Source organism: Aminipila butyrica (genome assembly GCF_010669305.1).
Classification (GTDB): domain Bacteria; phylum Bacillota; class Clostridia; order Peptostreptococcales; family Anaerovoracaceae; genus Aminipila; species Aminipila butyrica.
In genome coordinates this window covers 828,404-843,108 of the sequence record NZ_CP048649.1, presented here as the reverse complement: position 1 = coordinate 843,108, position 14,705 = coordinate 828,404, and the positions used below count along the sequence as shown (strand labels likewise).

Genomic DNA, 14,705 nt, shown 5'->3' with positions numbered 1-14,705 from the left:
AGAATTTGAAGGTGGCGGCTATGAAAAAAACAAAAGGGAAGAAAAGATTGTGGATTACAGCCATTGCCGTCATTTTTATTTTAATTTTACTATTTTGGGGAAATACCGCCATACAAATCACCCCTATTACGATAGAAGATACACGCATACCCTCATCTTTTGACGGCTTCACTATTGTTCAAGTTTCCGATTTGCACAATGCCGAATTTGGCAATCGTCAAGAAAGATTGCTTCACGCAGTCAAAAGCATCTCACCAGATATGATTGCCATTACCGGAGATTTGATTGATTCAAACCACACGGATATTGCAAAGGCCATGGCGTTTATCAAGGGTTCTATAAAAATAGCTCCGGTTTATTATGTTACAGGCAATCATGAAGCACGGACTAATCAGTATGCGGAGCTGAAACAACAAATGATTGAAGCGGGTGTTATTATATTAAGTGACGAAAGCACCTCCATTAAAGGCCGTACAGATTCCATTCAATTAATAGGGCTAGATGATCCCTCGTTTACAGATAGCGGTGATTCTTATGAACGTGCTGTTCAGATGGATGCAAAACTAAAAGCTTTACTGACGGAGAACAATCAGTACACCGTTTTATTGTCACACCGGCCAGAATTGTTTGATATGTATGTAGAAAACAATATTAATCTCGTTTTAAGCGGTCATGCCCACGGCGGGCAGGTGCGCCTACCTTTTATCGGAGGAATTATCGCACCAAATCAAGGGTTTTTTCCACGGTATTCCCAAGGCCTATACAAAAAAGAACAAACCAACATGGTTGTCAGCCGTGGCTTAGGCAACAGCATTATGCCGCTGAGAATTAACAATCGTCCGGAATTGATCCACATTACGTTTAAAGTAGCAAAAGGTGCAAATAATATGGTAAACAAGTAAAAGCAGATACAGCTAACAACTTAAAGAAAGAAAGAAAGAAAGAAAGGAGCGCATGGATGTATTTCTATATAAATACATCTCGCGAAAAAACATATGGATTCTCTTAAAAAAGCAGGAATATTGACCGGCGCCGCCGTCGGCGGAGTCATCGGCGGTACCTTGTCGGTGGTAGGCAAAGTGACCCGCATAAAAATTATTGATACGCTGGGCTCCAGCATTGTGGATTCTACCATTTATACGGGAGCCATCGCCGGAGATCTTGCCAGCGGCACCACCGATTTGATTTCCGGCAAGCTGACCGGCAATGCCCAAAAGGTGGCAGACGGCGTGGAGGACTTGAAGGAAGGCGGCAGTAAGGTTGCTCAAAATGTGGTGGGAAATCTGAAACTGCTGGCTGACAATGGCGGTGAAATTCTCACCGGAGTGAAGGAACGAGATAGGGACAAAATCAAGCACGGTGCCAAAAACCTGGCTATGGCCACCGCCGTAGGTCTGATTACGGTAGGTGCTGTCAAAATCGACGAAGGCGAGGAAGAAAACTAACAGCGGCAATCAGCCGCTGTTTTTTTATTCCCGCATAACTTCACAAAAACTCCATTTTTTTCGTCTTGACTTCACCACTTCTCTTTATTATAATAGTTTGGTATCAAACAGTTCGATATCGTACATTTCAAAAGAAAGGGAAGACACATGAAAACACGCTCCATTGGCATGGAACTGCGCACCCTAAATAACATCATCATGCGCGTTATGAATAACCATACTCACAAAAAATACATTGACAGCATCACCGGAACCAATGGCTGGATTATTGGTTACATTGCCCACCACGGTCACCAGGACGTTTTTCAGAAGGATTTAGAGCAACATTTCTGCATCACCCGTTCCACTGCTTCCAGCGTCATCAATCTGATGGTACAAAGAGGATTGATTGAACGTCACAGCGTGCCTTACGATGCCCGGCTGAAAAAGCTGGTTTTGACTCCTAAAGCACTGCAATTTACCCGATTTATGGAAGAAGACGGCAAGAAAATGGAAGAGATCCTCACGAAAGAATTTTCACTAGAGGAGCTGGAAACGCTGCGCAGCTACATCCTGCGGATGAAAACCAATCTAAAAGAGTACGATTCTCAGCCTTAAGGGACTGCAATCTTTCTTTGGCCGAATATTTCAAGGTTCTTTCAGCCAGAATATGGGAGAGTGTCCTCAAGCAAATGACCATAAAAGTCAAACAAAAATACAGGAGGAAATTAATTTATGATAAAAAAACTACTAAGTTGTATTGGTCAATATAAAAAAGATTCACTTCTAGCTCCAGCTTACGTCGCACTGGAAGTAATCATGGAAGTAATCGTCCCGCTGCTTATGGCTAGCCTGATCGACTACGGCATCGACGGTGGAAGCATGTCTTACATCATTAAGATGGGAGTAGCCTTGCTGATCGCTGCTTTTATTTCTCTGATTTTCGGTGCTCTGGCAGGCCGCAGCGCAGCTGTTGCTTCCTCTGGCTTTGCCCGAAACCTTCGCCAGCGGATGTATTACAACGTGCAGAACTTTTCCTTTTCCAATATCGACAAGTTCTCCACAGCCAGCATCATCACTCGGCTGACCACCGACGTGACCAACGTGCAAAACTCCTACCAGATGATTATTCGTATGGCAATCCGTGCCCCGATTATGCTGGTTTTTTCCTTGGGGGTATCTTTCCATATCGACGCCCAGCTTTCCTTGATATTTCTAGGTTCCATTCCAATCCTGGGTCTAGGCTTGTGGCTGATTATCTCCAATGTACATCCTATTTTTGTGCGGATATTTAAGACCTACGACAAACTCAACAATGTGGTACAAGAAAATCTCCACGGCATCCGCGTAGTAAAATCTTTTACCCGGGAAGACTTTGAAATTGAAAAGTTCGGTAACATCTCCCAGACAATCTACAAAGATTTTTCCAAGGCTGAAAAGCTGCTGGCCTTCAACATGCCCCTCATGCAGTTCTGCATGTATGCCTGTATGCTCCTGATTTCCTGGTTTGGCGCCCGGGCGATTGTCGCCTCCGGCGGCGACCCGATTCACGGCCTGAGCACCGGGGAATTGATGAGCTTAATCAGCTATGCCACCCAAATTCTTGTCAGCCTGATGATGCTGTCCATGGTTTTCGTGATGATTACCATGTCTAAGGCTTCTGCCGAGCGTATCGTCGAAATATTGGATGAAGAAAGCGACTTGAAGAATGTAGACAACCCCGTATTTGATGTTAAGAACGGGGATATCACCTTTGACAATGTGTCCTTTGCTTATTCCAAGCAATCTCACAAGCCCGTGCTAGATCAGATTAACCTGACCATCAAGTCTGGAGAAACCATTGGCATCCTGGGCGGCACCGGCTCTTCTAAAACCAGCTTGGTACAGCTTATTCCAAGGCTGTACGATGTAACTAAAGGCCAAATCACCGTAGGCGGTGTGGATGTCCGGGAATACGATATCGACAGTCTGAGGAATCAGGTAGCCGTGGTACTACAGAAAAATATTTTATTTTCGGGAACCATCAAGGAAAATTTACGCTGGGGCAATGAAGAGGCTACCGATGAGGAGCTGATACACGCTTGTCAGCTGGCACAGGCTCACGCCTTTGTGGATTCCTTCCCCGACAAATACGACACCTATATTGAGCAAGGGGGCTCTAATGTATCCGGCGGTCAAAAACAGCGGCTTTGCATCGCCCGAGCGCTGCTTAAAAAACCGAAAATCCTAATATTGGACGATTCCACCAGTGCCGTGGACACCAGAACAGACCTGCTCATTCGCAAGGCCTTTGCGGAAGAAATTCCGGATACCACTAAAATCATTATTGCCCAGCGAGTATCCTCTGTTCAGGATTCGGATAAAATTATTGTTTTGGACGATGGAAAGATTGATGCCATCGGCACCCATCAAGAGCTTTTAGAGACCTGTGAGGTCTACCGAGAAGTATACCAGTCTCAGATGAAAGGAGGCGAAGACCATGAGTAAAAAAGAAATGACAGCTGAGGCTCCAGCCAAGAGAATGGCTCGGCAGAAACCAGACCCTAAAACCATCAAACGGCTGTTATCTTACATGTCCGATTATAAGATACAGGTTTTCTTTGTCATTGTCTGTATCATCGCCAGCTCGGTGGCTGGCGCCCTGTCGTCCCTGTTTATCCAGCGGCTGATTGACGACTACATCTCTCCATTGCTGCTGGCAGCAGTGCCGGACTTTTCCGGCTTGTTGCGGATTATTTTCGTCATGGGCGGTATTTACCTGGTTGGTATTCTTTCCACGTTGTTCTACAGCCGAACTATGGCCGTCATTGCACAGGGTACCTTGAAAAAGATACGAAACACCATGTTCGCCCACATGCAGACCCTGCCTATCCGTTATTTTGACACCCATACACATGGGGATGTCATGAGTCATTACACCAACGACACCGATACCCTGCGGCAAATGATTGCCCAGTCTCTGCCGCAGATGCTATCCTCTGTGGTGACCATTACCGCAGTATTTTGCTCCATGCTCTACCTGAGTTTTTGGCTGACTTTACTGGTGCTGGTCTTCGTCTTTATCATTTTAAAGACCATCGGTACCATTGCAGGACGCAGCGGTACGTATTTCACAAAGCAGCAAGCCTCTCTAGGTCAGGTAAACGGCTATATTGAGGAAATGATTAACGGCCAGAAAGTGGTTAAAGTATTCTGCCACGAAGAAGAGGCAAAAAAAGCCTTTGACGCCTACAACGATGAATTATGCCAAAATGCTACCAGTGCCAACAAATATGCCAATATCCTCATGCCAATCATGAATAATATGGGCTACATTATGTACGTGGTCATTGCCATCGTCGGCGGAGCCCTCGGCCTCTCCGGTGTGACCAATCTGAGTTTAACTGGTGCGGGAGTACTGACTCTGGGAACCATCGCTTCCTTCTTGCAGCTGTCCCGAGGCTTCATCATGCCGATTGCCCAAGTGTCGCAGCAGCTGAATGCGGTGATCATGGCCCTGGCTGGCGCAACTCGAATCTTCCAGCTGATGGATGAAGAAAGCGAAGCCGACCACGGCCAAGTAACCCTGGTCAATGCCGCCTATCAGGACGGCCAGCTGGTAGAGGCCGACCACCTGACCCACATCTGGGCTTGGAAACAGCCTCACAGCGACGGTTCTGTTACCTATACGGAATTAAAAGGCGAAGTCCGCTTTTACGATGTGGACTTTGGCTACGATGAAGAGAAGCTTGTACTTCACAACGTCAGCCTCTACGCCAACCCCGGCCAAAAAATTGCTTTTGTAGGGGCCACCGGTGCCGGCAAGACGACGATTACCAATCTGATTAACCGCTTTTACGATATTGCAGACGGGAAAATCCGCTACGATGGTGTAAACATCAATAAGATTAAAAAAGCGGATCTGCGGAAGAGCCTGGGTATCGTGCTTCAGGAAGTCAACCTGTTTACGGGAACGGTGATGGAAAATATCCGCTACGGCAAACTAGATGCTACTGACGAAGAGTGCATCAACGCGGCCAAACTAGCCAACGCAGACAGCTTCATCCGTATGCTCCCAGAAGGCTACGATACCGTACTCTCTGGAGACGGCAGCGGCCTCTCTCAGGGCCAACGGCAGCTGCTCTCTATCGCCCGGGCTGCGGTAGCAGATCCGCCGGTTATGATTTTAGATGAGGCTACCTCTTCCATTGATACCAGAACGGAAGCCATCGTTCAGCGAGGCATGGATTCCCTCATGCATGGCCGGACGGTGTTCGTCATTGCCCACCGTCTATCCACTGTCCAGAACTCTAACGCCATCATGGTTCTGGATCAGGGCCGAATCATTGAGCGGGGCGATCACCACGACCTGATTGCTGCAAAGGGCACCTACTATCAGCTGTATACCGGGGCTTTCGAGCTGGAATAAGAAGGCTTTTCAAAACCTTGCCTTCTGGTATTAAATTTCTAGTGAACCGATAAATTGACAGTTTTCAAACCCTGTGGTAAAATGAGTGCTGCAACAAGCTTGCAGTTAAAGGAGAAAAGTGCCATGAACTTTCATGCGACAGACCAACTGAAAAGGAAACTCAACTCTGTACAATTCATACCGATGAAACATTGTGCAGAGTACCGCGGATAAATCGCGCTTACGGATTTCATCGGAAAACAAGGCAATGGACCAGAGGTATTGGATCTCGTGGCTATGGCTTGTTTTTCGTATATCTTAAGCGCTGTCAAGCCCCCAGATAATCGGAGGCTTCGATGCTGCGAAAGGCGATGGACAACGTTTTGTCCATCGCCTTTTACTTTTTTCTCCCGTATATATTTTTTTAAAAGCAGAAGGCGGATACTTTGCGTATCCAAGCTTTCTGCTTTTTTGTTATTCCGTCCATATCCCTTTCGGCGATATGGCTCACATCATAAAAAAGGCAGGCTTCTAATCACCTGCCTCTTGCATAAGAAAGGATTTATAAACATGAGCTTATTAGACATAACCGAATTATCCCATTCCTTTGGGGACCATCTGCTGTATAAAAACGCCAAGTTATCGCTCAACAAAGGAGAACATATGGGCATTGTAGGACAAAACGGCACCGGAAAAAGCACCCTCATTAAAATCTGTACGGAACAGCTAATGCCTGATTCCGGCAGGGTGTTCTGGCAAGCCAACCTCTCCGTAGGCTACCTAGACCAGTACGCTCAGATCAACGGTCAGCTGACAGGAAATGCCTTTCTGAAAACAGCCTTCTCAACCCTCTATCAGCTAGAGGCAGACATGCTCCAGCTGTATCAGCAGGCGGCACTTGGCGAAAGCCACTGCTTAGATTTAGCTGCTCAGTACCAAGAGACCTTAGATCGGGAAGACTTTTACTCCATTGATACCCGGCTGAATCAGGTAGCGGAAGGGCTGGGCTTGCTGGCGATAGGTCTGAACCGGCCCATCGGAGAACTCAGCGGAGGCCAACGCACCAAAATCATTTTAGCAAAGCTGCTGCTGGCAAAACCCGATGTTCTTCTCTTGGACGAACCCACTAATTTTCTAGACAAAGAGCATATTTCCTGGCTGGCAAACTATCTAGCCAATCTGGAAAACGCCTTTATGGTGGTCTCTCACGACCACTCTTTTTTAGAGCGCATCACCAACCGCATTTGTGATGTAGACGGCCACACGCTGACGAAATATTACGGCACCTATTCTGCCTTCTTAATAAAGAAATCCCTCTTGCAAGAAGATTATCTGCGCCAGTATACCGCGCAGCAACGAGAAATAAAAAAGACAGAAGAATTTATCCGCAAAAACATCGCAGGCCGCAAGTCTCGCATGGCCAGAGGGCGGCGGAAACAACTGGAGCGGCTAGAGAAAATAGAAGCCTTGGATCAAACAGAAATAAAACCAGTTTTTAGCTTTCAGGCTTGTCCTCTAACCAACGCTCAGCACCTATCGGTAGGGAACTTGTCCGTCGGCTATGCCTATCCCCTCCTCTCTTCTGTAAACCTGGAAGTAAAAGGAGGCCAGAAGGTAGTCATCACTGGCTTTAACGGCATTGGCAAGTCCACTCTGCTGAAAACCCTAGTGGGACTGCTGCCACCCCTGGGCGGCCAGTTTCATTTTTCCTCCCAGGTGTCTCTTGAATACTTTGAACAGGAAATGACTTGGCCAGAGAAAAATAAAAACCCTATGCAGCTGCTTTCCCACTGCTTTCCAGCCCTCTCCTCCAAAGAAGTTCACCAGCACCTGGCCCGCTGCGGGATTTCCAGCCGTCACGCCCTTCAAGCAATCGGCACCTTGAGCGGCGGAGAACAGGCAAAAGTAAAACTGTGCCTCCTGACCCTCAAACCCTACAATTTCTTAATCCTAGACGAACCCACCAATCACCTGGATAAGCAGGCTAAAGAGGCCCTAAAAGCCGCTCTAGCCGCTTTTCCCGGCACAGTACTCCTGGTCTGCCATGAAGAGGATTTTTACAGGGATTGGGCCCAATACGTCCTAGATATGGCACAAGGGGCTAACAAGTCTTATTAAAGAGGATCCAGCAGTAAAAAGGACAGTAAAGAAAAACAGGCTCCCCGGAGACCGGTTGTTTTAAAGGTAAACAGCCAATCTCTGGGGAGCCTGTCATGGGAAAAGCGTCTCTTTTCTCAATCCTTTTATTTAATTGCCAAATACTTTCTTGGCGATATCCGCTGATTGCTTGGCATCTTTGGCATAGTAATCTGCCTGGATTGCCTTAGCGTAGTCTGCCGTCAGCACAGCTCCGCCTACCAGCACCTTACAGTCCAACTTGGCCTGATGAATAGCGGCAATGGTCTCTTCCATACTTTTCAGCGTGGTGGTCATCAAAGCACTGAGGCCTACCAACCCTGCACCATGCTTTTGCACGGCTTCAACTACTGCCTCAATGGCTACGTCCCGTCCCAAGTCGATAATCTGATAACCGTAGTTTTGCAGAATAATCTTGACAATGTTTTTGCCAATGTCGTGGACATCGCCCTTGACGGTGGCCAAAACAATCTTGCCTCGATTTACAGTCTCCGCGTCCTTTAACGCCAACCGCCGATTTACCACCTCGAAGCCCATCTGGGCTGCCTGGGCTCCTTGAACCAGCTGAGGCAGGAAGATTTCTCCCTTTTCAAAGATTGCCCCCAGCTCATCCAACGCTGGAATCAACTTTTCGTTGATGATCGCCATTTCCTCCATGGTCTCCAAAAGCTGTTCGGTAGCTAACTTGGCCTCATTTTTAAGCCCTTTGCGCACCGCATAAAAAATATCGGCGCTGGATTTTTGATCACCGTCTTTCTGTGGGCTCTTTCCCCCAGGGCTGCCGGAATTGTCCTGACCACCAAAACGATCGATGTAGGCCTTGGAGCCCTCATCCTGTCCAGAGAGCACATTGTAGGCATAGATAGCTTCCTTCATGCCCTGATCTTTTGGATTCATGATTGGCAAATCCAGGCCGGCGTCCATGGCCGTGGTGAGAAAATGGCGGTTGATAATCTCCCGCTGAGGCAGACCAAAGGAAATATTAGATACCCCCAGGAGTACCTTAACCCCCAGCTCCTCCTTAATCATCCGAATGGCTTTCGGAGTCTCCAGGGCTTCCTTCTGCTGAACGGAAGCCGCCAAAGTCAGGCAGTCAATCATCAAATCTTCTCGAGGAATACCATAGGCCAGCCCTGTGTTGACAATGCGCCGGGCCACTTCCAACCGTTTCTCCGCGGTGGCTGGTATACCCTCTTCATCTAACGTCAAGCCCACGATTGCCGCTCCATACTTTTTCGCCAAAGGGAAGAGCTTGTCCATCAGCTCCTGCTCCCCATTGGTGGAGTTAATCATCGGCTTGCCGTTATACACGCGCAGGGCAGCCTCCAGGGCTTCTGGGTTTTGCGAATCCAGCAGCAAAGGTGCGTCCACCACCGACTGGAGCAGCTTCACTACCTTGGAAAGCATTATGGTTTCATCTACCCCCGGAAGCGCGGCGTTTACATCGAGAATTTCCGCCCCATGTTCCACCTGCTCTACGCCGCAGGCCAGAATGGTATCCATGTCATCATTCAAATACGCCTGCTTGATAAACTTTCGGCCCATAGGGTTGATGCTCTCGCCCACCATCGCTACGTGATCTACGTGAACAACAGCAGTAGGGGAACAGGCCCGCAGTATGGGTTTATAGGCTTCTTTTCTTTTGGCAGCAGTAGTCTCTTGCCCTTTAAATGCCGCTCCCAGTGCCTTGATGTAATCTGGAGAGGTTCCACAACAGCCTCCCAGCATCGAGATACCGATTTCCTTGTACGGCAGCAACTCTTCGGTAAACTGTACCGGGCCGATGTCGTAGGCATCTGTATTCAAGTTGGGCAATCCCGCATTTGGCTTGACAAATACTGGCAGCGTCGTACAGCTGCACAGTTCCTTAGCCATGGGAAAGATTTCTACCGGCCCTAAGGAACAGTTAATCCCTACCGCATCCACACCCAGCCCTTCCAGGGTCATGGCCATGGCCTCCACGGTACAGCCCGCAAAGGTGCGGTGATTGCTCTCAAAAGTCATGGATACCATGATCGGCAGCTTGGTATTCTCCTTAGCCGCCAGCACACCAGCCTTTACCTCATATAAATCCGTCATGGTCTCGAAGACGATAACATCGGCTCCAGCCTTTTCTCCGGCTACCACCATCTCTTGGAAGAGCTCATAGGCCCCTTCAAAGGACAGGGTTCCCGCTGGTTCCAGCAATTCTCCCAGAGGACCTACGTCCAGTCCTACCAGCGCATCACTTCCGACACAAGCAGCCTTAGCAGCCTGAACGGCGGCGGTAATGACCTCTTCCACCGTATAGCCGGCTCCCTCCAGCTTATGGGCGTTAGCACCAAAGGTGTTGGCGTAGACGATATCCGCACCGCTTTCCACATACATGCGGTGGACAGCGGTAATCCGATCCGGGTGGGTAATGGACAAAAGTTCTGGTCTCTCCCCTAACTCCAGGCCGCCGCTTTGGAGCATCGTACCCATGGCTCCATCCAGCAGTACATATTCATTTCTGTTAAAAATATTTTTCAATTTATTGCCCTCTCTTTTTAGAAAATTGCTTGTTATGATGTGCTTTATGTTCTTTTCCCGCAATAGCCTCCGGCCGCCCGGAGGGCACAGGTATCTTTCAACGAACAGATTTGACAGGCTCTTGCCCCACTGTCGCCAGACCCAATTCCGCTTTCAAAAGGCTTGTCTTCCGCTTCTGTGCCTTCTCCTATTTCCTGCTGCTTCTGACTTTGACGACTGCCCGCCGGAAAAATACCGATGAGGGCAGTTACTGACTTGCGGGGCAGCAGCAAGTGCTCTCGGCTGTGAGTCAACCCAATCTTTTTGCCCATCTCCAGCAGCTGGGAAAAAAGCCGCTGAGATTCCAAAGGGAAGTCCCCGTAGCCCGGACTAAAACGGAAAGTCAAGTCCATTCCCTGCTGGGCGTATTCTGCCTGTAGTTGATCATTAATTTGGTCGCATATGTCTTCTACCAAAGAAGAGGCGCAGGCATCCAAAGCCACCGCCTTGGCCATATCGGTTACCTGAGCCCGACGAATCAGGTTGTCCACTTGAACGCCCAAGGTAACGGCTAAAAGCAGGCAGTGGGTGCACCCTTGCAAATGGTCCGTGATAGCCTGCCCCGCCAAACTGTTCTGCGGGTTGCTTAAATAGAAGCCGCCCTCTTGCTGCCGTTCCAAGGGAAAAACCCGGTGCACCTGCCGGGGGACCGCCGCCGACAGCACCATCTCACAACAGGTATCAATTAGCTGCAAGCTGGCCGGGTCTGGTGTGTGGTTCCCAAAACCCATACAGGAATAAATAAAATCTCTGCTGATCTCAGCAGGTAATGTGATGTCCATATACGTTCTCTTTTCTATTGCTGTAAAGAAATTCTCTAATTTATTATACCACAAATCATTGATTTTCTTTGAAATATAGTATACCATATCAAATATGTATGTAAATACCAAAAAAACATTGTTTTTTTGTGCGTAAACCAAATTATTCTAAAAAAGCCTCTGGGAGGCCCTTTTAGCTCCCATGTAACGGCCTTTTACTTATAGCTCTCAAATGTAGGAACTAGCAAGCTATTACCCCTATTTCGATAGATAAAAAAGGAGGATATTTCATGCCTTTAATTATACCAAATCAACTGCCGGCATCAGATGCCCTGCAAAAAGAAAATATTTTTACGATGCACAAAGGACGGGCCGTCGCCCAGGACATCCGGCCTTTAAAAATACTTATCGTCAATTTGATGCCCACTAAGATTGCCACTGAGACCCAGCTCGCCCGTGTACTGGCAAATTCACCCCTTCAGGTGGAGCTGACTTTGGTGTGCATGGATTCTCACGAATCTAAAAATACTGCTCAAGAACACATGACGTCCTTCTACAAGACCTTGGAAGAGATAAAAGACCAGCGCTTTGACGGCATGATTATCACCGGGGCTCCTGTGGAAACGCTGCCCTTTGAAGAGGTGGACTACTGGAAAGAACTCTGCGAAATCTTTGAATTCTCTAAGACCAATGTGTACAGCAGTATTCATATCTGCTGGGGTGCCCAAGCAGCCCTCTATTACCACTTTGGTATCCAGAAGTATCTGACGGGGAAAAAGGTCTTCGGAGTCTTTGAGCATCAGGTGAAGAGGCCTTTCACCCCTTTAGTCCGAGGCTTTGACGAACTGTTTTACGCTCCGCATTCCCGGCACACCATGGTGAAAAAGGAGGATGTATTGCAGCACCCCCAGATTCGGATTCTTGCGGAGTCCGAGGAGGCCGGTCTGCATATTCTGGCCACAGACAACGGCCGTCAGATCTTTATTCTCGGTCATCAGGAATATGACAAGGATACCCTGGCTGCCGAATATTTCCGGGATGTGAAGAAGGGTCTGGACATCAATGTTCCTTGCAACTACTTCCAGGACGACGATCCAGAGAAAGAAATTCTTTTTCGCTGGCGGAGCCATGCCAGCCTGCTGTTTTCTAACTGGCTGAACTATTACGTCTATCAGGAAACGCCTTACGATTTGGCCACCATGGTGGATCAGTAGGGAATGGCTTTCAAGCAGCAAATGTCGTTTGCTTGAAAACAGGCTAACGCAAAAGAGCGGCTCCCTCTCATCCTTACGGATGAACGGGAATACCGCTCTTTTTTGATTTAACATACTTTAATCTGCTGCTCTAGGTTCCTTGTGCTACTTGCACTCTTTAATCAGGCCAGATTTATAAGCCCGAACTAAATGCTTCAAATCTTCCACCTGAAGCTGCAAGTCCTCTCCAATATCGGAGGTCTGCACTGTCAAGCGCACAGGCATATTCTCCACGATACGGATATTCGGTGTGTGGAATTCCTGGCTGCCGTCCTCCTTCATCGGGGTATACCTCTCGTGCTCCGCCAAGGCCATAAACCGGGAATTCGATATAAAGGTATAGCCAGCAATACCGGTCTGCTTCTGATACGCCTTAGAGATACCACCATCGATAATAAACAGCTTTCCGCCGCCTTTAATCGGGCTCTCCCCATCTTTAATCTTCACTGGCACGTGGCCGTTCAAGATGTGGGAAGTCTGTGGATCCAGGCCGAACTCTGCCAGGATTTTTTCGCAGACAGCCCGGTCGTTGATCAGCTTGTAATACGGCACCGTATATTCCTTGTGGGATTTCTTGTCGGCGATAAAGGACCGTTCAAAGGTCGTCATCTGATCCTTGCCAAACAGCGGGGATTTGCTTCCCAGCCACAAATACCACATGATGTCCCCGGCAATGCCGGTTTCATCCGAAGCCAACGGATTAAAATAAGCATTTCGAACCTCGCTGTCCAGGTAGTCCATAAAGGCCTTGCCCTTGTGGGTCGCACCGTTAATCGTCACATCTTCAAATTCGCCATCCTCCGTCATAGGAATACAGCCGTGGTACAGCAGGTTGCCGTTGACGCACTTATACATGGCTCCGTGGCTGTAGAGAAAGCGAATGTGCTGCTGAAGCTTTTCACTTTCCAGGAAAGAGGCTTCCAAGGTGTTCATCAGCAAGTTTTCCTCTGCGGTCAGCTGATAAGGGTTAGCCGAATCGATGGTCGGGAAGTTGGTATCCCTCAACGCCCATTCCGTGCCTTTTATCTGAATGGTACCTTTTGCAAAGTCAATCTGCTCCAGCAAAAGCCGATGGTTCATCTGGTATTCGGGGTGGGACTTAATGCGCTGGCCTTCTACTTTGTGCTGGATAATAGCGATAGCCTTGTGCATTTTAGCCGCCAGCTGTTCGTCTACCGGGTCAAAGGTGTTCCGATCCAGCATATGAGGCGTAAAGTAGGTACAAGGGTCATCCCCGTAGACCTTGGCGGCAAATACAGCCAGCGGCCGCAGATTAATCCCATAGCCAATCTCCAGCATATCAAAATTGTTGTAACTGATATTCATACGAATAACGTTGGTGATGCAGGCCCAGTTTCCCGTAGCGGCCCCCATCCACACGATGTCGTGATTTCCCCACTGGAAATCCACATCATGAAAGTTCATCAGGTATTCCATGATGTAATCTGGGTGGGCACCTCGGTCAAAGATATCGCCGATGATGTGCAGCCGATCTACCGCCAGTCGGCTGATGGTGTCCGCCAGCTCTGTAATAAACTGCTCCGCCACCTGGCATTCCACGATGGAATTGATGATTTCATTGTAATAATGGGACCGGTTGGCCTCGTCATCAGCGTGAAGAAGTTCATCTAGTATGTAGGCACTGTCCTTGGGCAGCCGCTTTCTCACTTTGGATCGAGTGTATTTTGTGGAAACGGATTTGCACACCTCGATAAGCCGATAAATGGTCACCCGGCACCATTCATCAAAGTCATTTTCCTCTTTTCGCCGCCGGTCCAGCTCTGCATCCGCATTGTAAATGAGGGAAGCCAGCTTATCCCGCTCCTTTTCCGGCAACCGCTTCTCAAAGATTTCATCAATCTTGGAGCGAATAACTCCCGACGCACTCTTGACCATGTGAATAAAGGCCTCATGCTCTCCGTGAAGATCGCTTAAAAAGTATTCTGTGCCCTTCGGCAAACTCAAAATAGCCCGCAGATTAATAATCTCCGCAGAGGCTTTTTCAATATTTGGATATTCTTTCGATAACAGCTTTAAATATTTCTCTTCAAACATGTCTCGTTTCCCTTCATTAAAACATAACTATCTAAATAATACTAAAGCCGCCCCCTAAAAGCAACAGAAAGCTTAAAAATTCTCCCTTGAAGCCCTGTATATTTTCCCCCTCTCTGCCTCATGAAAAAATCACGGGATA

At 48.1% G+C, this 14,705-nt stretch carries 10 protein-coding genes; 7 read left to right on the top strand and 3 right to left on the bottom strand.

Annotated features, from left to right (window positions below; genetic code table 11):
- The first annotated feature begins 20 nt into the window (after positions 1-20).
- From Ami103574_RS04080 to Ami103574_RS04055, 6 genes are all read left to right on the top strand, one after another.
- The gene (locus Ami103574_RS04080) at positions 21-902 is read left to right on the top strand and encodes a metallophosphoesterase (RefSeq protein WP_163065413.1); all 882 of its coding nucleotides are present in this window, start codon (positions 21-23) and stop codon (positions 900-902) included.
- Between the two features lie 93 nt (positions 903-995).
- Positions 996-1,445 (top strand): hypothetical protein, encoded by a 450-nt coding sequence (locus Ami103574_RS04075; RefSeq protein WP_163065412.1) that lies wholly within the window; start codon positions 996-998, stop codon positions 1,443-1,445.
- 147 nt (positions 1,446-1,592) lie between these two features.
- The gene (locus tag Ami103574_RS04070; RefSeq protein WP_163065411.1) at positions 1,593-2,042 is read left to right on the top strand and encodes a MarR family winged helix-turn-helix transcriptional regulator; all 450 of its coding nucleotides are present in this window, start codon (positions 1,593-1,595) and stop codon (positions 2,040-2,042) included.
- A gap of 117 nt (positions 2,043-2,159) precedes the next feature.
- The gene (locus Ami103574_RS04065) at positions 2,160-3,911 is read left to right on the top strand and encodes an ABC transporter ATP-binding protein (RefSeq protein ID WP_163065410.1); all 1,752 of its coding nucleotides are present in this window, start codon (positions 2,160-2,162) and stop codon (positions 3,909-3,911) included.
- Positions 3,904-5,832 carry an ABC transporter ATP-binding protein gene (locus Ami103574_RS04060; RefSeq protein WP_163065409.1) on the top strand — a complete coding sequence of 643 codons (1,929 nt, stop codon included), beginning with the start codon at positions 3,904-3,906 and terminating at the stop codon, positions 5,830-5,832. Before Ami103574_RS04065 ends, Ami103574_RS04060 begins: the two co-directional genes overlap by 8 nt.
- 549 nt (positions 5,833-6,381) lie before the next feature.
- Positions 6,382-7,929, top strand: a complete 1,548-nt coding sequence (locus Ami103574_RS04055; RefSeq protein WP_163065408.1) for an ABC-F family ATP-binding cassette domain-containing protein — start codon at positions 6,382-6,384, stop codon at positions 7,927-7,929.
- 129 nt (positions 7,930-8,058) lie between these two features.
- Here Ami103574_RS04055 and Ami103574_RS04050 read toward each other — a convergent pair whose 3' ends face one another.
- A complete protein-coding gene (locus tag Ami103574_RS04050) occupies positions 8,059-10,458 on the bottom strand; it encodes a homocysteine S-methyltransferase family protein (protein ID WP_163065407.1) in 2,400 nt (799 codons plus the stop codon).
- Between the two features lie 44 nt (positions 10,459-10,502).
- A complete protein-coding gene (locus tag Ami103574_RS04045) occupies positions 10,503-11,279 on the bottom strand; it encodes a methionine synthase (RefSeq protein ID WP_163065406.1) in 777 nt (258 codons plus the stop codon).
- Positions 11,280-11,548: 269 nt separating this feature from the next.
- Between Ami103574_RS04045 and metA the strand changes: the two genes are divergently transcribed.
- The gene (gene metA, locus Ami103574_RS04040) at positions 11,549-12,472 is read left to right on the top strand and encodes a homoserine O-acetyltransferase MetA (protein ID WP_163065405.1); all 924 of its coding nucleotides are present in this window, start codon (positions 11,549-11,551) and stop codon (positions 12,470-12,472) included.
- Between the two features lie 144 nt (positions 12,473-12,616).
- Here metA and Ami103574_RS04035 read toward each other — a convergent pair whose 3' ends face one another.
- Entirely contained in the window at positions 12,617-14,566 is a 1,950-nt protein-coding gene (locus Ami103574_RS04035) for a fructose-1,6-bisphosphatase (RefSeq protein ID WP_163065404.1), read from the bottom strand.
- Positions 14,567-14,705 lie beyond the last annotated feature (139 nt).

Coding starts and splice junctions, on each gene's coding strand:
- Ami103574_RS04045 (WP_163065406.1), bottom strand. CDS start 11,279: ATGGACATCACATTACCTGCTGAGATCAGCAGAGATTTTATTTATTCC.
- Ami103574_RS04070 (WP_163065411.1), top strand. CDS start 1,593: ATGAAAACACGCTCCATTGGCATGGAACTGCGCACCCTAAATAACATC.
- Ami103574_RS04065 (WP_163065410.1), top strand. CDS start 2,160: ATGATAAAAAAACTACTAAGTTGTATTGGTCAATATAAAAAAGATTCA.
- Ami103574_RS04035 (WP_163065404.1), bottom strand. CDS start 14,566: ATGTTTGAAGAGAAATATTTAAAGCTGTTATCGAAAGAATATCCAAAT.
- Ami103574_RS04060 (WP_163065409.1), top strand. CDS start 3,904: ATGAGTAAAAAAGAAATGACAGCTGAGGCTCCAGCCAAGAGAATGGCT.
- Ami103574_RS04055 (WP_163065408.1), top strand. CDS start 6,382: ATGAGCTTATTAGACATAACCGAATTATCCCATTCCTTTGGGGACCAT.
- Ami103574_RS04075 (WP_163065412.1), top strand. CDS start 996: ATGGATTCTCTTAAAAAAGCAGGAATATTGACCGGCGCCGCCGTCGGC.
- metA (WP_163065405.1), top strand. CDS start 11,549: ATGCCTTTAATTATACCAAATCAACTGCCGGCATCAGATGCCCTGCAA.
- Ami103574_RS04080 (WP_163065413.1), top strand. CDS start 21: ATGAAAAAAACAAAAGGGAAGAAAAGATTGTGGATTACAGCCATTGCC.